The organism is Xanthobacter sp. YC-JY1 (genome assembly GCF_021730305.1).
Lineage (GTDB): Bacteria > Pseudomonadota > Alphaproteobacteria > Rhizobiales > Xanthobacteraceae > Xanthobacter > Xanthobacter flavus.
In genome coordinates this window covers 711547-729210 of the sequence record NZ_CP032674.1, presented here as the reverse complement: position 1 = coordinate 729210, position 17664 = coordinate 711547, and the positions used below count along the sequence as shown (strand labels likewise).

General features: G+C 69.4%; 18 protein-coding genes. 9 read left to right on the top strand and 9 right to left on the bottom strand.

From position 1 onward, the window contains the following. Positions 1-3 precede the first annotated feature (3 nt). Positions 4-402, bottom strand: coding sequence for a hypothetical protein (locus D7006_RS03475; RefSeq protein ID WP_237355568.1), 399 nt, complete (start codon positions 400-402; stop codon positions 4-6). Between the two features lie 169 nt (positions 403-571). Between D7006_RS03475 and D7006_RS03470 the strand changes: the two genes are divergently transcribed. Continuing rightward, on the top strand, positions 572-1444 hold the full coding sequence (locus tag D7006_RS03470; protein WP_237355567.1) for a 23S rRNA (adenine(2030)-N(6))-methyltransferase RlmJ: 873 nt from the start codon (positions 572-574) through the stop codon (positions 1442-1444). 118 nt (positions 1445-1562) lie between these two features. Then, positions 1563-2162: a glutathione S-transferase N-terminal domain-containing protein gene (locus D7006_RS03465; RefSeq protein WP_237355566.1), complete on the top strand. Its 600-nt coding sequence runs from the start codon at positions 1563-1565 to the stop codon at positions 2160-2162. A 58-nt stretch (positions 2163-2220) separates the two neighbouring features. On the opposite strand, the gene D7006_RS03460 is transcribed toward D7006_RS03465, so the two are convergent. After that, positions 2221-2622: a DUF1236 domain-containing protein gene (locus D7006_RS03460; RefSeq protein ID WP_169123614.1), complete on the bottom strand. Its 402-nt coding sequence runs from the start codon at positions 2620-2622 to the stop codon at positions 2221-2223. A 325-nt stretch (positions 2623-2947) separates the two neighbouring features. Then, complete coding sequence (locus D7006_RS03455) at positions 2948-4381, bottom strand: aspartate aminotransferase family protein (RefSeq protein WP_237355565.1); 1434 nt, start codon at positions 4379-4381, stop codon at positions 2948-2950. A 130-nt stretch (positions 4382-4511) separates the two neighbouring features. Between D7006_RS03455 and tmpT the strand changes: the two genes are divergently transcribed. Beyond that, positions 4512-5150, top strand: coding sequence for a thiopurine S-methyltransferase (gene tmpT / locus D7006_RS03450; protein ID WP_237355564.1), 639 nt, complete (start codon positions 4512-4514; stop codon positions 5148-5150). Between the two features lie 21 nt (positions 5151-5171). Here the strand turns inward: tmpT and D7006_RS03445 are convergent, their stop codons facing one another. The 3 genes from D7006_RS03445 to D7006_RS03435 form a co-directional block, all read right to left on the bottom strand. Continuing rightward, positions 5172-6653, bottom strand: a complete 1482-nt coding sequence (locus D7006_RS03445) for an aldehyde dehydrogenase (protein WP_237355563.1) — start codon at positions 6651-6653, stop codon at positions 5172-5174. A 93-nt stretch (positions 6654-6746) separates the two neighbouring features. Then, entirely contained in the window at positions 6747-6953 is a 207-nt protein-coding gene (gene yacG / locus D7006_RS03440; RefSeq protein WP_024277474.1) for a DNA gyrase inhibitor YacG, read from the bottom strand. Further along, a complete protein-coding gene (locus D7006_RS03435; RefSeq protein ID WP_169123611.1) occupies positions 6950-7570 on the bottom strand; it encodes a Maf-like protein in 621 nt (206 codons plus the stop codon). Before D7006_RS03435 ends, yacG begins: the two co-directional genes overlap by 4 nt. A gap of 188 nt (positions 7571-7758) precedes the next feature. Here D7006_RS03435 and D7006_RS03430 point away from each other — a divergent pair, with 188 nt between their 5' ends. From D7006_RS03430 to D7006_RS03410, 5 genes are all read left to right on the top strand, one after another. Further along, positions 7759-8196: a thioredoxin family protein gene (locus D7006_RS03430; RefSeq protein WP_237355562.1), complete on the top strand. Its 438-nt coding sequence runs from the start codon at positions 7759-7761 to the stop codon at positions 8194-8196. Positions 8197-8203: 7 nt separating this feature from the next. Next, the gene (locus D7006_RS03425) at positions 8204-8926 is read left to right on the top strand and encodes a cytochrome c biogenesis CcdA family protein (protein WP_237355561.1); all 723 of its coding nucleotides are present in this window, start codon (positions 8204-8206) and stop codon (positions 8924-8926) included. A 200-nt stretch (positions 8927-9126) separates the two neighbouring features. Further along, positions 9127-10479 (top strand): (Fe-S)-binding protein, encoded by a 1353-nt coding sequence (locus D7006_RS03420; protein WP_237355560.1) that lies wholly within the window; start codon positions 9127-9129, stop codon positions 10477-10479. A 122-nt stretch (positions 10480-10601) separates the two neighbouring features. Then, positions 10602-11417, top strand: coding sequence for a WYL domain-containing protein (locus tag D7006_RS03415; RefSeq protein ID WP_237355559.1), 816 nt, complete (start codon positions 10602-10604; stop codon positions 11415-11417). A 76-nt stretch (positions 11418-11493) separates the two neighbouring features. Continuing rightward, positions 11494-12045: a hypothetical protein gene (locus D7006_RS03410; RefSeq protein ID WP_237355558.1), complete on the top strand. Its 552-nt coding sequence runs from the start codon at positions 11494-11496 to the stop codon at positions 12043-12045. A 3-nt stretch (positions 12046-12048) separates the two neighbouring features. Here the strand turns inward: D7006_RS03410 and zapE are convergent, their stop codons facing one another. Both zapE and D7006_RS03400 read right to left on the bottom strand, forming a co-directional pair. Then, positions 12049-13236, bottom strand: coding sequence for a cell division protein ZapE (gene zapE / locus D7006_RS03405; protein ID WP_169123606.1), 1188 nt, complete (start codon positions 13234-13236; stop codon positions 12049-12051). Between the two features lie 110 nt (positions 13237-13346). After that, positions 13347-13991, bottom strand: a complete 645-nt coding sequence (locus D7006_RS03400; protein ID WP_237355557.1) for a glutathione S-transferase family protein — start codon at positions 13989-13991, stop codon at positions 13347-13349. 148 nt (positions 13992-14139) lie between these two features. Between D7006_RS03400 and D7006_RS03395 the strand changes: the two genes are divergently transcribed. Then, complete coding sequence (locus D7006_RS03395; RefSeq protein WP_237355556.1) at positions 14140-16371, top strand: FUSC family protein; 2232 nt, start codon at positions 14140-14142, stop codon at positions 16369-16371. A 149-nt stretch (positions 16372-16520) separates the two neighbouring features. On the opposite strand, the gene D7006_RS03390 is transcribed toward D7006_RS03395, so the two are convergent. Next, entirely contained in the window at positions 16521-17648 is a 1128-nt protein-coding gene (locus D7006_RS03390; RefSeq protein WP_229645298.1) for a 2'-deoxycytidine 5'-triphosphate deaminase, read from the bottom strand. Positions 17649-17664 lie beyond the last annotated feature (16 nt).

Here is a 17664-nt window from a genome sequence, read left to right as displayed (position 1 = left end):
TCTTCAGGGCTGCTTGGTGAGGCGCGCGCAGAGCGCCAGCGCGTCGTCGTCGTCGACTTCCAGATAGCAGAGGTCGAACTTGCCGTCGGGCTGCAGCGTGCCGATGTGGAAGCCGTCGTCGCCCACCACATAGACGGTCTTCAGGTCGGGCGTGATCGTGCCGTGAATGGGCTCGGACTTGGTGCCGCCGGGCACCGGATAGATCACCTTGCCCTTGAAGGAGCGGCCGCGCTGCTCCTCGACGACGAAGCCGTAATCGGCGGTGACATAGCCCATTTCCATGCCCACACCGTCGCTCGGCCCCTTCCAGGTGCCGACGAGGGAGGGGACCTGCTGGGCCGAAGCCGGCACCACGACCGCGAGCGTGGCAACAAGGGACAGCGCGAAAACGAGAGGCTTCATGTTTTCCTCCTGCGGACGCGGAGGCCGCGTGCGGTTGACTGCCGCTTGACGCGCCGGCGTCCATGCGTCACGCCGGGACGGTCGCACGGCGTCACGAGGGCCACAATACCGTTGCGTCACAGCTGCACGCGCCGTCCCCATCCCCCTTCCGCGCCATCGCCGAGCCGAGATGAATTATCGCCACGCCTTCCACGCCGGAAATCCCGCCGATGTCATGAAGCACGCCGCGCTGGCCCGCGTGCTCGCCTATCTCGGCAAGAAGGACGCGCCCTACCGCGTGCTCGACACCCATGCCGGCGCCGGGCTCTACGATCTCGACGGCATCAATGCCCGCAAGACCGGCGAGGCGGATGCGGGCATCGAGGCCGTGCTGGCGGCTCAGGATGCCGGCACCCTTCCCGCCCCCGCCGCGGCGCTTCTTGCGCCCTATCTCGATTGCGTGCGCGGACTGCGCGAGGGCGGGCGCAAGCTCTATCCCGGCTCGCCGGCCCTCGCCCTGGCTCTGTCGCGGCCGCAGGACAAGTTCCTGTTCTGCGAGCTGAACAAGGAGGAGCGGGCGAAGCTGGAAAAGCGGGTGGGCGAGGCGCCCGGCGCCGAGGGCCGGGTGAAGGTGCTCGCCCAGGACGGCTGGCAGGCGCTCGCCGCGCATCTCCCCCCGCGCGAGCGGCGCGGCGTGGTGCTGGTGGACCCGCCCTTCGAGGAACCCGGCGAGTTCCAGCGCATGGTGGCGGGGCTGGAGGCGGCGCACCGGCGCTTCGCCACCGGCATCTTCATGCTCTGGTATCCCATCAAGGACCTGCGCGCGGTGGACGCCTTCCGCCGCGACGTGGCCCACCTGAAACTGCCCAAGACCCTGAGGGTGGAACTCGACTTCGCGCAGGTGCGCGCGCTGGACACCCTCTCCGGCTCCGGCCTCATCATCGTCAATCCGCCCTTCACGCTGGCGGACGAGATGAAAACGGTGCTCAACGCCCTCGCCCCGCTGCTGGCGCGGGACGGCAAGGGGCGCGCGCGGGTGTCGTGGCTGACCGAAGCGGGCTGAGGCCATCGGAATAACCGGGTAGCGAACGCGGCAGGGGAGATGCCGTTGATTTTGCGTGGCAGCATGGCGGCAGGCGCGCTATCCAGAGGGTCCCTCCCCCGTCCTGACGGACCCCCACATGCTGCTCCGCCACTCCCCCACCTCTCCCTTCGTGCGCAAGGTGCGCGTCGCCGCTGCCATCCTCGGCATCTCGCTTGAGCTGGAGCCCGCCGACACCCTCGACGCGAACGACACGCTGCGCCAGCAGAACCCGCTGGGAAAGATCCCGGCGCTGCTGACCGGGGACGGCGAGGTGCTGTTCGATTCCTCCGTGATCCTCGCCTATCTGGACCATCTGGCCGGCGACGGGCGCATCCTCCCCATCGAGCCTACGGCGCGTATCAAGGTCCTGCGCCGGGAAGCGCTCGTGGACGGGATGATGGATGCGGCCATCCTCATCCTCTATGAGGCGCGCTTCCGGCCGCAGGAGAAGCACGAGGCGCGCTGGCTGGAGCATCAGGCCGGCAAGCGCCTGCGCGCGCTCGATGCGCTGGAAGCCGAGGTGGAGCCCTATTCCGGCACGCCGAACGTGGGCGACATCGCCCTCGCCTGCGCCCTCGGCTGGTTCGATTTCCGCTTCGCGGGGGACTGGCGGGCCGATCATCCCAAGCTCGTCGCCTGGTTCGACGCCTTCAGTGCCGCGCATCCGCAGTTTGCAGACTCCACGCCGGTGGCCTGAAACGCCAAAGGCGCCGCCCCTGGGGGCGGCGCCTTCGACGCGGTACCAGACCGTTCCGTCACTCGACGATATAGACCACCTTGCGGGTCCGGGGATCCACGATCACCCGGCGGTCGTTGACGACGGTGTATCCGTACTGGTTGTTGTCCGGAATGTCGTAGAGCACCACGTTGGACGGCAGGGGCTCACCCACGACCACTTCCTGCTGGAGGCGGACGGAGGGACGGCGCTCCTTCATCACATAGGTTCGCACTTCCTGCGGCGGCTCGGCCGCGGCACCAACGCCCGCACCCACCACGCCGCCGACCACGGCACCCACGGGGCCGCCGACCACCGCGCCGACAGCAGCGCCGCCGATGGCGCCCGTGGCGGTGGAGGCCTGCGCGAAAGCGACCGTGGGAACGATCACGGGAGCCGCGAGGCCGGCAACCACGGTACTGATCAACAATGTCTTGCGCATGTTACCTCTCCTGCTGCGTTCATGTTGCAGGAGAAACAGTGCTCGATGGCAAATCGTTCCCGACGGCGATCAATACCTTCTGGACATTTGCGATGATTTGAGAACGAGGCCTCCGCAAACCTTGGCCGTCGCCCCGCGCGCGCCGCTTTTGACTGTGGCTTTGCCGTGAGGGAATCACCCGTCAAAGGTATCGGGGGAGACGGCCGGCTGGTCTACATGTATGGCAGGACATGTGCCGAACGCGCTCCCGCGCGGTTTGGCGGGGATGCCCGGCACCCGGCCGGGCAGCAGAACGGGCGCCCGAGGCACCGGCCTCGCGGGTCCCTCAGACGCTGGCGGTCGCCCGCGCCGGCAAGCGGGGCACCGGCACCATCATCCCGCGCTTGATGAGCTCGGCATGGGTGAGGTCCAGCACCCGCCAGGCGGTCGCGACCAGTTCGTCCGCTTCCTCGTGGGACAGCGTGAAGGGCGGGGCGAGGATCATGCCATCGCGCACCGCGCGCATCACCAGCCCTTCCTTGAAGGAGAAGTCGCGGCAGATAAGGCCCACCGTGCCCTCCTCCGCAGCGAAGGCGGCGCGGGTGGCCTTGTCGGGGGTCAGCTCCATGGCCCCGATGAGCCCCACCATGCGCGCCTCGCCCACGAGGGGATGCTCCGCGAGCTTCAGCCAGCGTTCCTGGAGGTAGGGGCCGATATCGGTCCGCACCCGGTCCACCAGCTTTTCCTCGTGCATGATCTTGAGGTTGGCGAGCGCCGCGGCGCAGCCGCCGGGATGGCCGGAATAGGTGTAGCCGTGGTTGAAGTCGCCGCCATGCTCGATGAAGCCTTCGGCGAAACGATCGCCGACGATCACGCCGCCCAGCGGGAAGTAGCCGGAGGTCACGCCCTTCGCGAAGGTGATGAGGTCCGGCTTCACCCCCATGAATTCGGCGCCGAACCAGCGCCCCGTGCGCCCGAAGCCGCAGATCACCTCGTCGCAGATCAGCAGCACGTCGCGCTCGCGGCAGATCTGCTCCACCTCGGGCCAGTAATTGGCGGGGGGGATGATGACGCCGCCGGCCCCCTGGATCGGTTCGCCGATGAAGGCGGCCACATTCTCCGGCCCCGCCTCGTCGATGGCGCGGGCCACCTCGCGCGCGGCGTAGAGACCGAAATCCTCGCGGCTCATCTCCCCGCCCTCGGCCCACCAATAGGGCTGGGCCACGTGGATGATGCCGGGAATGGGCAGCCCGCCCTGGGCATGCATGGGCTTCATGCCGCCCAGCGAGGCGCCGCCCATGGTGGAGCCGTGATAGCCGTTGCGGCGGGAAATGAAGATGTGCTTCTCGGGCTTGCCCAGCGACGCCCAGTAATGGCGCACCATGCGCAGCACCGTATCCACCGCCTCCGAGCCGCCGGAGGTGAAGAACACATGGTTCATGTGGGCCGGCGCCACCTCGGAGATGGCCGCCGCCAGCTCCGCCGCGCCGGGATGGGTGGTCTTGAAGAAGGTGTTGTAATAATCGAGCTGGTGCAGCTGCTGGGCGATGGCATCGACGATGGCGTGCCGCCCGTGCCCCACCTGCGAGCACCACAGGCCCGACATGCCGTCGAGAATCTTGTTGCCGTCGCTGTCGAAGACGTAGACCCCCTCGGCCCGCGTGATGACCCGCACCCCCTCGGCGTTCAGCGCCTTCGTGTCGGAAAACGGGTGCAGGTGGTGCGCCGCATCCAGCGCGCGCCAGTGGGCGGTGGAGTTGGACAGGGGGGCGGACGTCACGATGGCGATGCTCCGTGTTGAACCTCTTCGGTTCTAGCGCGAAAGCGAGGCCGTGGGCCACCCCCGCGCTGTCGCCGCCCGCCTGATCTGCTAAAGCTGCGGCGGTGGATCGAGCGTGCGGAGGCGAGGCATGGAACCGGGGTTCTGGCAGGCGCGGTGGGAGACGAAGCAGATCGGCTTCCACGAGGGAAAGCCCAATACCTATCTGGTGAAGCACCTCTCCCGCCTCGACCTCGCGCCCGGCGCGCGCATCTTCCTGCCTTTGTGCGGCAAGACGCGGGACATCGCCTATCTGCTCGGACAGGGCTTCGCCGTGGCCGGCGCGGAACTGAGCCGCATCGCGGTGGACGAGCTGTTCGCCGAGCTGGGGGTGGTGCCCGAGATCACCGAGGCCGGCGACCTCCTGCGCTTCCGCGCGCCCGGCCTCGACATCTTCCAGGGCGACATCTTCGCCCTTACCGCCGAGACCCTCGGGCCGGTGGATGCCGTCTATGACCGCGCCGCCCTGATCGCTTTGCCGCCCGACATGCGGCCGCGCTATGCCGCCCATGTCAGGGCCATCACCGGGGCGGTTCCGCAGCTGGTGGTGACCCTAGTCTACGACCAGTCCCTGGTCGGGGGCCCGCCCTTCTCCGTGCCGGCGTCAGAAGTTCACGCGCTGCATGATGCCGGCTATGAGGTGACGCAGCTCGATGCCGTCACCCGTCCCGACGCCCTCAAGGGCCAGTGGGAAGCCACCGAAGAGGTGCATCTTCTGGCGCGGCGCTGACGGATATCGCGTCCCGGACGGCTAGAGCCGCGTCCACACCGTCTTGAGGTCGGAATACTTCTCCAGCGCATGAAGGGACTTGTCGCGCCCGAAGCCGGACTGTTTCACGCCGCCGAAGGGCGTGGTGATGTCGTCGGCGTCGAAGCAGTTCACATAGACGATGCCGGCCTTGAAGCGCCGCGCCACCTTGTGGGCGGCGGCAAGGTTGGCGCTCCAGACGGAGGCACCGAGGCCGTAGATGGTGCCGTTGGCGATTTCCACCGCCTCGTCCAGCCCGTCGAAGCCGATCACTGAAAGCACGGGCCCGAAGATCTCGTTCTGCGCCAGCGCGGAGGACGGTGCCACGTCGTCGAACACGGTGGGCGCCACGAAGGCACCGCCGGTTTCCGTGCGCACGGCCGTGCCGCCCGTCACCAGCCGTGCTCCGCTCTCGCCGCCGGCCTGGATCGCGGAGAGGATGCGGCCCTGATGCTCGCGGCTCACCACCGCACCGGCCGGCGCATCGGGGTCGAGCGGATCGCCCGGCATCCAGCGCGGGGCAAGCGCGGCCACACGCTCCACCAGCTCGGCGCGGATGCGGTTGTCCACGAGCAGCCGCGAGGCCGCCGTGCACATCTCGCCCTGATTGAAGAAGATGCCGCCGGCCACCGCCTCGGCCACGGCGCCGAGGTCCTTCACGTCGTGCGCCACCACGAAGGCGGTCTTGCCGCCCAGTTCGAGGGCCACGCGCTTGATGTTGCTCTCGGCCGAATAGCGCAGGAAATAGCGGCCGACCTCGGTGGAGCCGGTGAAGGCGATGGCGTCCACATCCATGTGGAGCCCCAGCGCCTTGCCGGCCTCGACGCCGAGCCCCGGCACCACGTTGAACACCCCGTCGGGGATGCCGGCTTCCGCCGCCAGCTCGGCGAGGCGCAGCGCGGTGAGCGGGCTCTCCTCCGCCGGCTTCAGCACCACGGAATTGCCCATGGCCAGCGCCGGCGCCACCTTCCAGGCGGCCATGATCATGGGGAAGTTCCACGGCGTGACGCAGCCGACGATGCCCAGCGGCTCGCGCAGCACCAAAGCGAGGTTGTCGTCCGTGGTGGGCGCGACCTCGCCATAGACCTTGTCGCAGCACTCCCCGTAATAGGCGAAGCAGTCGGCCGCCGCCCGCACGTCGATGGCGCGGGCGTCCGAGATGGGCTTGCCCATGTTCAGCGTCTCGGTGAGGGCCAGTTCGTCCCGGTGGGTGCGGATGAGTTCGGCGAAGCGCAACAGGGTGCGCTTGCGCTCCAGCGGGCGCTGGCCGGCCCAGCGGCGATCCTCGAAGGCGCGGCGCGCGGCCTTCACGGCCCGGTCCACATCCTCCGCATCGCAGGCCGCGACTTCGGCGATGGCATGGCCGGTGGCGGGATTGATCGCGCTGAAGGTGCGGCCCGAGGCGGCCGGCACGAAGGCGCCGTCGATGAAGGCCTCAGTCCGGAAGGCGGGATGATCCGCCGACACCCGTTCCACCGCCGCCATGATGCTCGCTCCACTGCCAGACCCGGCCCGCGCCAGACCTGCGGCACCCTCGCGCGCCGTAACGGGAGCCGTCAAGGTGGGGGCGGAGGGCGCCTATTCGCGCTCTGGCGGTCCGCTCTCCCCGTCCTCGTCCTCCTCGGGACGGCCGGGGATGGCGTAGCTGCCGGACAGCCAGCGGTTGAGGTCCACGTCCGCGCAGCGCTTGGAGCAGAAGGGCTTGTAGCGCTCCACCGGCGGCTTCCCGCAGATGGGGCACGGACGAGCGGCGGGGATGGGTTTGGCGGGGGTATCCGCGCTCACGCCGCGCGCTCCACCCAGCCGGCGCGCACGTCGTAGCCCTGGCCGGTCAGGAGGCCGAGGGTTTCCGAAAGCGGCAGCCCGACCACGTTGGTGTAGGAGCCCACCAGTTTCACCACGAAGCCCCCGGCAATGCCCTGGATGGCGTAGCCGCCCGCCTTGCCGCGCCACTCGCCGCAGGCGAGGTAATCGTTGATCTCGTCGCGCGAGAGCCGCTTGAAGCGCACCCGGGTCTCCACGAGGCGGGTGGCCGTGCGGCCGCGCGGATCGATGAGGCAGACGCCGGTATAGACCCGATGGGTGCGGCCGGAGAGCAGGCGCAGGCAGGCCTCCGCCTCGTCCACCAGATCGGGCTTGGGCAGGATGCGCCGGCCCACCGCCACCACCGTGTCGGCGGCGAGCACCAGCGCGTTCATCTCGGCATCCTTGGCCCGGCCGGCCACCAGCTTCGCCTTCTCCTGCGAGAGGCGCTGGGCGAGGCGGCGGGGCAGCTCGCCGCGCTCGGGCGTCTCGTCCACGTCGGCGGGCATGAGAAGGTCCGGATCGATACCGGCCTGGTTCAGCAGCGCGAGGCGGCGGGGAGAGCCGGAGGCAAGGACGAGCTTCACCTGATCGTTCACGGAGCAAATTCCTCCCGGGCCGACCCGCGCCGGCCCCTGTCTGGTCCGTGGTCTAGCGGAATTGGCCGGGCCTGTGAACGCCGATCAACTGGCCGTGATGGCTCCTGCCGCTGTAACCGCCCGCCGCCGCGCCCCGAAAAGCCCGATGTCGGCCACGCGCAGCCGATCCAGGGAAGAAGGACGCCATCATGTTCACCCGCCGTTTCACCCTCGCCTTCGCGATCGCCCTTCCGCTTGCCGCGGCCGCCTTGGCCGGCGCATCCGCCCTCGCCGGCACCGAGCACGGCGCCACCGCACAATCCTCCACCGCCCATGCCGCCTACACGCCGGCGGCCTTCGCCGACGCGCAGAAGGCTGGCAAGCCCATCCTGGTGGAGATCCATGCCAGCTGGTGTCCGGTGTGCGCGGCCCAGGCGCCCATTCTCGGCGAGCTGCTCGCGACCCCCAAATTCAAGGAGATGGTGGTGTTCCGCGTCGATTTCGACAGCCAGAAGGACGTGGTGAAGGCCTTCGGCGCCCGCTCCCAGAGCACCCTCATCGTCTACAAGGGCAAGACCGAGGAAGGCCGTTCCGTGGGTGATACCGCGCGGCCGTCCATCGAGGCGCTGCTGGCCAAGGGCGTCTGAGGCGACCATGGCCCTCGGCAGCCTCGGCCTCGCGTTTCTCGCCGGCGTGCTCTCCATCCTGTCGCCCTGCGTGGTGCCGCTGCTGCCTTTGGTGCTCGGCGCTGCAGCGGCCGAGCACCGCCTCGCCCCGCTGGCGCTGGCGGTGGGGGTGACGCTCTCCTTCACCGTCATCGGCCTGTTCGTCGCCACCGTCGGCTACGCCATCGGGCTGGAAGGCGATGCCTTCCGGATGGTGGGCGCGGTGCTGATGATCGGCATCGGAGCGGTCCTCGCCGTGCCGCCCTTGCAGACCCGGCTCGCCACCGCGGGCGGGCCGGTGAGCGACCTCGCCAGCCGGCACCTGTCCGGCTTCGCGACGGAGGGTGTGGGCGGCCAGTTCGCCGTCGGGCTGCTGCTCGGCGCGGTGTGGAGCCCCTGTGTCGGGCCGACGCTGGGCGCGGCCTCGGTGCTCGCCGCGCAGGGCCGCAACCTCGGCGAGGTGGCGGCCGTGATGGCCCTGTTCGGCCTCGGCGCCGGCCTGCCGCTGGCGCTCGCCGGCACCCTCTCGCGCCCCACGCTGATGCGCTGGCGCGGGCGCATGATTTCCGGCGGCAAGGGCGCCAAGGCCCTCATGGGTCTGGTGCTGGTGGTGGTCGGCCTGCTGATCGCCACCGGTGCCGACAAGCGGATCGAAGCGGTTCTGGTCCAGGTCTCCCCGGCCTGGCTGACAACGCTGACGACGCGGTTCTGACCTCCCGCAGGTCGTTTCCGCTTCGATCCAGAGACGGGCCGAACTGGCGCCGTCTCCCTCCGGCCGCATGAGTCCTGCGCGTCCCGCAGGCTGCGGCCGGCGCCCGGTGGCGCACACCGATCCCACGTGCGCCGCCGGGCTCTTCGTATGCCAGGGGGTATGCCTCTTGCATGGGCGCGGGTGAAAAGGACCCGCGCGGCATGAAAACCTTCCTGGATTGGTCGGCTTACGACACCTACGGCATCGGCGACGCCTATTCCGGCATTCCCGCCACCGGCGGGAACTATGCCAAGGCCGTGGCCGTGTGCATGCATAGCCGCGATTGTCAGAATACCGGCAAGGGCGTGATGTGCCCGAGCTACCGCATCACCGGTGACCGCGCCCATTCCACCGAGGCCCGCGTCGCCGCCTTCAAGGCCGCGCTGAACGACGGCAGCGACGCCGCCGCCTTCGCCGATCCCCGGCTCGACGAGGCCATGGACCTGTGCGTGTCCTGCAAGGCCTGCAAGAAGGAATGCCCGAGCGCCGTGGACATGACGCTCATCAAGACCGAGTATCTGGCACAACGGCACGAGATCAAGGGCGTGCCTCTGCGCACCCGTCTCTTCGGCGGGGTGCCGGAATGGACCGGCCGCCACCGCCGCCTGCTGCGCCTCGCCATTCTCCTGCGCAACCGCGTGCCGACCATGGCCCGCCTCGCCGAGCGTTTCCTCGGCATCACCGCGCGCCGCCCCATTCCGGAGCCGGCCCCCGCCGCCTATGTCGCACCGCCCGCCGCGCCGCATCTGGCGGAGCGGGGCGACGTGATCCTGTTCGTGGATACCTTCTGCCACCATTTCGAGCCGGAGGTGGCGGAGGCCGCCCGCGAGGTGCTGACCTTCGCCGGATACCGTGTCCGCATCGCAAAGCCCGATCCCGCCGACGCGGAGCCCGACCGTCCCCTGTGCTGCGGCCGCACCTACCTCACCACCGGCATGGTGGAGAAGGCGCGCAGCGAGGGTCGGCGCGTGCTTGCCGCCTTCGAGGGCGAGATCGCCGCCGGCACGCCCATCATCGGCCTCGAGCCCTCGTGCCTGCTGTCGCTGCGGGATGAGCTCTACAGCCTCGGCCTCGGCCCGAAGATCGGCGCGCTGGGCAAGCAGCTCTACCTGTTCGAGGAATTCCTCGCCCGCGAGCACCAGAACCGGGGGCTGCGGCTGAAGCTCAAGGCGCTTCCCGGTGCGAAGGCGGTGCTGCACGGCCACTGCCACCAGAAGGCGTTCGGGGTGATGAAGGCGACGCGCAAGGTGCTCTCCTTCATCCCCGGCTTCTCCTACGACATCGTGGAGACGAGCTGCTGCGGCATGGCCGGCAGCTTCGGGCTGGAGGCGGAGCATTATGATGCGTCCATGCAGATGGCCGAGATCGCCCTGCTGCCGGCCATGCGCGCCGCGCCGGACGACGCGCCGCTGATCGCCAACGGCTTTTCCTGCCGCCACCAGATCGAGCACGGGTCGGGCCGCAAGGCGCGCCACATCGCGCTGCTGATCCGGGATGCGCTGGATCGGGACTGAGGCACCACAAGAAGGCCGCACGGGAGCCAATACGGGGAAAAGCTTTATCGGCGACGCTGCGCCAGCTATCTATGGGGGAACCGTCGTCGGCCCGATGCATCGGCCTCAGTGCGAGCGCCCCCATGAACGCCATCACCTCGCTGAAGTCCTTCATCCTCGACCGGGTCGAGATGATCGGCGCCCCCTTCTACACCGACGCCCACCGCGTCTCGGTGCCCGAGGACGACCCCCACGATACCCTCGCCGCCGGCGCGGCGGAGGACCATGACCCCGCCGACGGGCAGTCCTTCGCCATCGATTATGTGGACCATGCGGGCAATATCAGCCACCGCCGCATCTCGGTGTGGGCGGTGCAGCGCAATGTGGAGGGCGTGCCCATCCTCATCGCCAAATGCCACGAGCGGCAGGCGGCGCGCGCCTTCCGGGTGGACCGCATCACCGGCGTGACCGACCTCGACGGGGCGAAGCGCGAGCCGCTGTCGCGCTTCTTCTACGAGACCTTCGGCTTCATCTGGCCCAAGGACGCGGAGCTGGTGGCCCCGGAGGAGCCCGAGGACCAGCGCTGGGACCGCATCCGCCTGGTCATCCGCAAGGCCGGCATCGCGCTCCTGGCCGCGCTGGCGCGGGCGGACCGCGAGATCGGCGCGGCGGAGGTGGAGGAGATGGTCTTCTTCTGCGAGCGCGCCTGCGCCGCGGAGGAGATCGACCTCACCGGCACCGAGCGCGAGCGCCTCGCCGCCTGGGTCGCCCGCCTGCGTCCGACGCCCGAATCCGTGGAAAGCGCTCTCGACACCCTGTTCGAGAGCGGCACCGAGGCCATCGCCACCCTGCTCAAGGCCGGCATGCGCGTCATCAACGCCGACGGCACGCTGAAGGAAGCCGAAGCCGAGATGCTCGACGCCTTCTGCTATGCCCTCACCGGCCGGCACGTAAGATAGGCTTCACCAAAGCAGAGGCGCGGCGGCACCATATGGCCGCGCCTGCGTTGTCCTCCGAAACCATCCGGAGGACACAATGACGTCTGCCCGCCCGATCCGCCTCTTCCGCCCTGCCCTTGCGGGGCTGTTCCTCGCGGGCGCGCTCCTGAGCGGCCCCGCGCTGGCGCAGCAGGCCGCCCCGGCCGATCCCGTCCCCCCGCGCCCCGCGCCGGCCACGGAAACACCCGCGCCGGCCACATCGCCCGTCGTGCCGCCGCAGGTCGCGCCGCCTCTGGCCGCGCCCAAGCCGGAAGATGCGCTGAAGTCGCGGGCGGAACAGACCGTCACCGAGGAGGCGCTCAAGGACGCCGAAGCCCAGGCGCCCGGGGATGCCGAGCGCGCCGCCGCCTGCAAGGCCCATGCTCTGGCACGGCTCAAGGCGAACTCGCCCTCCGTCGACGACATCCTCATCGACATGGACGGCCTCACCATCGCCAAGGCCGACACGACCGTGGGGCAGGAGAAGATCACCGCTGTGCTGATGGGCGAGGCCTATATCAAGCGCGATCGCTCCGACAAGGCCCACCGCTTCCTCTGCCTCGTGGGCGAGAACGACAAGGTGGTGATGACCTTCTTCACCACACGGTAGGCGTCAGGTCTCGACGAGGCCGGTCGTATTGCCGGACGCGACGGAATCCGTGCGGCCGTGCGGCTTGGCGAGATATTCGCTGGAGCGCATCTCGTGCAGGCGCGAGATGGTGCGGGCGAATTCGAACGCCTCCGCCCCCTCGGTGCCGAGATAGAGCTGCTCCGGCTCGGCGGCCGCCGAGGCGATGAGCTTCACGTTGGCATCGTAGAGCGTGTCGATCAGCGAGATGAAGCGCTTGGCCTCGTTGCGCTGGTCCGGCCCGAGAATGGGGATGTGCTCTAGCACGATGGTGTGGAACAGGCGGGCGAGGCTGAGATAGTCCGGGTTCGGGCCAAGCGCCGCCTCGCACAGATTGGCGAAGGAGAAGCGCGCCGCGCCCTGCCCCATGGCGGGGATGACGAGCTTGCGGCCCTTCAGCAGCATCTCCCCGGGCCTGCCACCGGTGGGGCCGGCGAGACGCCGCCACGCTGCCTCCACCGCCGCATCTGCGGCGGGGCCGAGGGGCGTGTGCCAGGTGCTCACGCCCTCCAGCTTCTCCATGCGGTAGTCGGTGCGCGAATCGAGGGACATGACGCGCATGCGCTGCTCGATCTCCCCGATGAAGGGCAGGAACAACGCACGGTTGAGGCCGCCGGCATAGAGATCCTGCGGCGCGACGTTGGAAGTGGCCACCACCACCACGCCGTCGGCGAACAGCTTCTCGAACAGCCGGCCGAGGATCATGGCGTCGGCGATGTCGGTGACGTGGAATTCGTCAAAGCACAGCACCTTGGCCTCGTCGGCCAGCGCCTGCGCCACCGGGGCGATGGGGTCGGCGCTCTTGCGCTCACCCTGCTTCTGCGCCTGCCGCTCGCGGAAGATGCGCTCGTGCACGTCGCCCATGAATTCGTGGAAATGCGCCCGGCGCTTGCCCTTGGCCGGGAGCGCGTCAAGGAACAGGTCCATGAGCATGGTCTTGCCGCGGCCGACCTTGCCATAGACATACATGCCCTTGGGCTGGACCGGGGCGCGGCGCTGGAACAGCCAGCCGAGCGCCGAAGATTTCTGCGCCAGCGCCCGCTGCCGCAATTCCAGCTCCAGCCTGGCGAATTCCTCCACCACTTCGGCCTGGGCCGGATCTTCCGAGATTTCCCCAGCGGCAAGCTTCGCCGCATAAAGTTCCGTGACCCGCGCCGTCGTCTCACCCGCCATGAACGTGTTCCCGTTCACCCGCCGTTCCCGGCGCCTTCACCTGCCGCGCCGCGGTTCGGCGCTTGTGCACTGCCGCATCCGCTTAGAGCAGATTGGCGGAAAGTTGAAGCTCAGGGCGTCGCGGCGACGGCGAGAGGATGGCCGGGCATGAGCTCGTAGGGTGCCTTCCACCCCGGCAATGCGGCGATGCGCCCGGCCCAGCGGGCCAAGGCCGGATAATCCTCCACCACCACGCCCGCCCGCTCGGGATAGTAGATGTAACCGGCGAGCGAGATGTCGGCGATGGTGGGCCGGTCTCCCACGAGGAAGTCCGAAGCCTGCAAGTGCGTGTCCGCGACGGCATAGGCCGCGCTCGCGCGCGTCCTGAGGAAGGCGGTCAGCTCGTTCTCGCCCTCGCCACGCAGGCCCACCATGAAGCGCAGGGTGGCGAAGTAGGATGTGAACTTGTGGTTGTCGAAGAGGATCCAGCGCAACACCTCGCGCCGGCCGGCTTCGTCGTCGGGCAGGAAGCGGCCGGTCTTTTTCGCGAGATAGTCGAGGATCACGCCCGACTGGGACAGCTTCAGCTCCCCATCCACCAGCACCGGCACCTCGCCCATCTCGTTCACGTCGCGCTTGTAGGCCTCGGTGCGGGTCTCGCCGTTGAAATAGTCGACGAACCGGGCCTCCCAGGCGAGGCCGCACAGCTCCAGCATGAGGGCGGCACGATAGGCATTGCCCGACTGGGCGAAGCAGTAGAGTTTGAAGGGTGACACGCCGTCCGGTCTCCGTATTGACCACCAGAGCACACTATCCCCATCAGACCCGCCCCCGTCAGGCCCGCCTGCCAAAAGGCGACCGCGCTTAGGCCAAATTCTTTCGTCATCCACCGTCCCGCCCGACAGGAACAGCCGAGCCCGCACGATGGAACCCCTTGCCCCGCCCCGCCACCGTCCGCGCGAGCCGTTCGCCCGCCGCGTGAAGCGCTGGCTGGCCGATCACGATCCCGGCGGCATCGACACCACCCGCGCGCTGGCGCTGGGCATCTCCTTCGTCATCGTCATCGTCACGGGCTATGCCACCTCGGTGGGCTTCCGCCTGGGCATGGACACCACCTTCCCGATGATGGCCGGCTGCGCCGCGCTGGTGATGATCTCGTTCAACCCCGGCGCCAGCGTCGCCGCCGAGGGGCGCACCATGCTGCGTCTGTTCGGCGTCTCCGTCGTCTTCCTCGCGCTCCTCACCGCCATCGGCCCCGGCAATGGCGCGGCCAACGACATGGTGCAGAAGCTGCTGCTGATCCCGCTGTCCTTCATCGCCCTCGCCTTGCGGCGCAACGGCATGGACGGCCAGCGCCTCGGCCTCGCGCTGATCGTGGTGGCGACGGTGGGCACCATCATCCGCCCCACGAGGATCGAAGCCGCCATGCTGCTTCTCGCCTTCTGCCAGGGCGCGCTGGTGGCGGCAGCGGTGCGCCTGTCGCCTTGGCGGCCATCGGCGGTGCACGCCTTCGTGGACACCACCCTCGACATGCAGGGCGCGGTCGCCAGCTATCTGCGCGAGCTGTCGGCCGCCGTGCGTGACAACCATCCCTTCCCGCCGGACGCCTCGGAGGTGCTGGAGCATCTGCGCGGGCGGGTCTGGAACGCCCTCGCCAACGCCATCGCGGAAGACCCGGCCGCCCACTCCGACTTCGAGCAACTGCGCGTGCGCTTCTACCGGTTGCGTGTGGCGGTGCAGCTTCTCGCGGGTTGCGTGCCCAAGAACACGCCCGACACGGTGGACTGGCGCCAGCCCTTCGCCGCCGCCGCCGACCACATCGCCCGCCGGCTGGAGGCGGTGGACGTCTCCGATGTCCATGCGGAAGAGCGCTTCGAGCGGGCGGTCGCGCAACTGCGTCACGTCGCCTTCTCGCCTGACCTGCCCGGCGAGGCGCGCTTCGCGCTGCTGCGGGCGCTCACCGCTTTCGATCGCCTCTCCATGGTGGTCACCGGCATCGCGGCGGCCGAGATGGCGCCCTTCCCGCCGCCCCATCCGGACGCGGAACCGGACGTCCTGCCCCCGCCCCCCAAGGCCATCCCGCTCTTCGTGAAGGGGCCGGACGGCCGCCAGATCCTCTCCGCGCCTTACCGGGTCGCCTGCCAGGGGGCGGTGGCGACGGCCATCACCACCGCCTTCGATCTCCTCATCCATCTCGATCACGCCTATTGGGCGACGATGACGGTGATGTTCGTCATCGGCAACAGCGTGGGCGAGACCTATACGCGGGTGCGCTACCGCACGGTGGGCACCCTCATCGGCGTGGCGCTGGGCTTTGGCCTGTTCGTCGCGCTCGAGGGGCAGATCTGGGTCATGGCCGCCTTCTGCATGCTCGCGCAGATGATCGCGGTGGTGACCCAGAAGGACCGCTACGACATCGCCTCCGCCGCGGTGGGCCTCTCGGTGGTGCTGGGCCTCCACATCATCTCCGGCCTTGGGCCGGAGGGCATGATCGCCCGCGTCTACGAGACCGCCATCGGGGCGGCGGTGGCGCTCGCCGTGTCGTTCATGGTGCTGCCGGTCTATCTCACCGATCAGGTACGGCCCGAGGTGCGCGCGCTGCTCCGGCGCTGCCGCTCGGCCTTCGCCTCCTGGTGGCCGCATCCGGGCGAGACCACCAGCGTCGCCGCCCTGGTGCAGGACGTGCGCGGCCTCGGCCTGCGCCTGCCCCATCTCGGCGCCGAGCAGGTGTTCGGCCATTCGGCGGGAGACGTGGCCAACATCGTCTCGACGCTCGACGTGCTCATCACCTATCTCGCACTCATGGAAGATGTGGCTCACCGCCTCGCCGCCACGAACCCGTCGGAGCAGTTGGTGACCGTGGTGGAGGCCGCCCGCTCGCGCACCCTCACCGCCTTCGAGGTGGTGCTCGGCCAGGCCGGACCGGGCAGTGCCGATGCCGCCAATCCTGCGGTCGCAGCCGCCGTCTCCACCGTGCTCGGCCTCGCCGACGACGCCAAGCTGCGGGAGACGCTGCCTCTGGTGGCGGACTATCTCGCCTATTCGGAAGCGCTGCTGCGTCCCCTGCGCGAACTCAATGCCGGCCTGCGCGACAAGCCGTGGCGCAAGGAAGACATGATCGCCGCCGGCGCCGCCCCGGCCACGCCAGCGCCTTAGGAACTTCCGCTTCGACGACCTTGCCTCCGGCGTCATCCCCCGGCTCGTCCGGGGGATCCACGGGACAGCCGGGGCCCCACACTGAAGCGGCGCAGAGCAAAAGGCGAAGTGGATGCCCCGGACGAGCCGGGGCATGACGGCTCCAGGACTTAGAGCGCGACCGGCTTGAAGTGCTTGGAGAGCTTCAGCCCCTGGCCCTGATAGTGGGAGCGCATGTCGGCGCCATAGAGCGTGTGGGGTCGCGCCGCCATGCGCTCGTAGACGAGGCGACCCACCGTCTGCCCGTGCTCCAGGATGAACGGCACCTCGCGGGAGCGCACCTCCAGCACCGCCCGCGCGCCGCGCCCGCCGGCCGCCGGATTGCCGAAGCCGGGATCGAAGAAGCCGGCATAATGCACCCGGAACTCGCCCACCAGCGGATCGAACGGCACCATCTCCGCGGCATAGTCCGGCGGCACATGCACCGCCTCGCGGGAGGCGAGGATGTAGAAGGCGTCGGGATCGAGCACGAGGCTGGCCGGGCGGTCCGGCCGCACGTGGATGGGCTCCCAGAAGTCCGCCACGTCCAGCACCCCGGCCTGATCCACGTCGATGACGCCCGTGTGCTTCTTGGCGCGGAAGCCCATGAGCCCGCCCAGAGCATCGCCGGCGAGGTCCACGCCCAGCGCGATGCCGCCCGCCGCCACGTCCGGGCTCGTCGCATCCACGAGGCATTCGGCGGTCTGGAGGTTCAGAAGCTCCAGATCGGACAGCCGCGAGACACCGCGCCGGAACCGCACCTGCGACAGGCGCGAGCCGGTGCGCACGAGAATGGGGAAGGTGCGCGGCGAGATTTCCAGATAGAGTGGGCCGTTATAGCCGGCCGGGATGGTGTCGAAGGCCCGCGCGCCGTCGGTGATGACGCGCACGAACACGTCGAGCCGCCCGGTGGAGCTCTTCGGGTTGGCGGCGGCGGCCAGATCCGCCGGCAGCTTCAGCCGCTCGAACAGTTCCACCAGATAGACGCAGCCGGTTTCCAGCACCGCGCCCTTGGTGAGATCGAAATCGTGCAAAGCGAGGTCGCCGAGCCGTTCCTTCACCGAGACGCCGGCGCCCGGCAGGAAGCTCGCGCGCACCCGCCATGCGGTGCGGCCGAGGCGCAGGTCCAGGCTCGCCGGCTGGATCTGGTCGTCGTCCAGCGCCTTGCGGCAGGCGATGGCGCCGGACGCCTTCAGCGCCCCGATCGCCTCTGCGGGCAGGATGCCGGGCTTCAGATGCTCCGTGGCACGCACCGTCATATCCGCTTTCCCGTCC

What these genes read in the sequence shown, in the direction of transcription:
- D7006_RS03475 (WP_237355568.1), bottom strand. Translation starts at nt 402, where the DNA reads ATGAAGCCTCTCGTTTTCGCGCTGTCCCTTGTTGCCACGCTCGCGGTC.
- D7006_RS03470 (WP_237355567.1), top strand. Translation starts at nt 572, where the DNA reads ATGAATTATCGCCACGCCTTCCACGCCGGAAATCCCGCCGATGTCATG.
- D7006_RS03465 (WP_237355566.1), top strand. Translation starts at nt 1,563, where the DNA reads ATGCTGCTCCGCCACTCCCCCACCTCTCCCTTCGTGCGCAAGGTGCGC.
- D7006_RS03460 (WP_169123614.1), bottom strand. Translation starts at nt 2,622, where the DNA reads ATGCGCAAGACATTGTTGATCAGTACCGTGGTTGCCGGCCTCGCGGCT.
- tmpT (WP_237355564.1), top strand. Translation starts at nt 4,512, where the DNA reads ATGGAACCGGGGTTCTGGCAGGCGCGGTGGGAGACGAAGCAGATCGGC.
- D7006_RS03445 (WP_237355563.1), bottom strand. Translation starts at nt 6,653, where the DNA reads ATGGCGGCGGTGGAACGGGTGTCGGCGGATCATCCCGCCTTCCGGACT.
- D7006_RS03430 (WP_237355562.1), top strand. Translation starts at nt 7,759, where the DNA reads ATGTTCACCCGCCGTTTCACCCTCGCCTTCGCGATCGCCCTTCCGCTT.
- D7006_RS03425 (WP_237355561.1), top strand. Translation starts at nt 8,204, where the DNA reads ATGGCCCTCGGCAGCCTCGGCCTCGCGTTTCTCGCCGGCGTGCTCTCC.
- D7006_RS03420 (WP_237355560.1), top strand. Translation starts at nt 9,127, where the DNA reads ATGAAAACCTTCCTGGATTGGTCGGCTTACGACACCTACGGCATCGGC.
- D7006_RS03415 (WP_237355559.1), top strand. Translation starts at nt 10,602, where the DNA reads ATGAACGCCATCACCTCGCTGAAGTCCTTCATCCTCGACCGGGTCGAG.
- D7006_RS03410 (WP_237355558.1), top strand. Translation starts at nt 11,494, where the DNA reads ATGACGTCTGCCCGCCCGATCCGCCTCTTCCGCCCTGCCCTTGCGGGG.
- zapE (WP_169123606.1), bottom strand. Translation starts at nt 13,236, where the DNA reads ATGGCGGGTGAGACGACGGCGCGGGTCACGGAACTTTATGCGGCGAAG.
- D7006_RS03395 (WP_237355556.1), top strand. Translation starts at nt 14,140, where the DNA reads ATGGAACCCCTTGCCCCGCCCCGCCACCGTCCGCGCGAGCCGTTCGCC.
- D7006_RS03390 (WP_229645298.1), bottom strand. Translation starts at nt 17,648, where the DNA reads ATGACGGTGCGTGCCACGGAGCATCTGAAGCCCGGCATCCTGCCCGCA.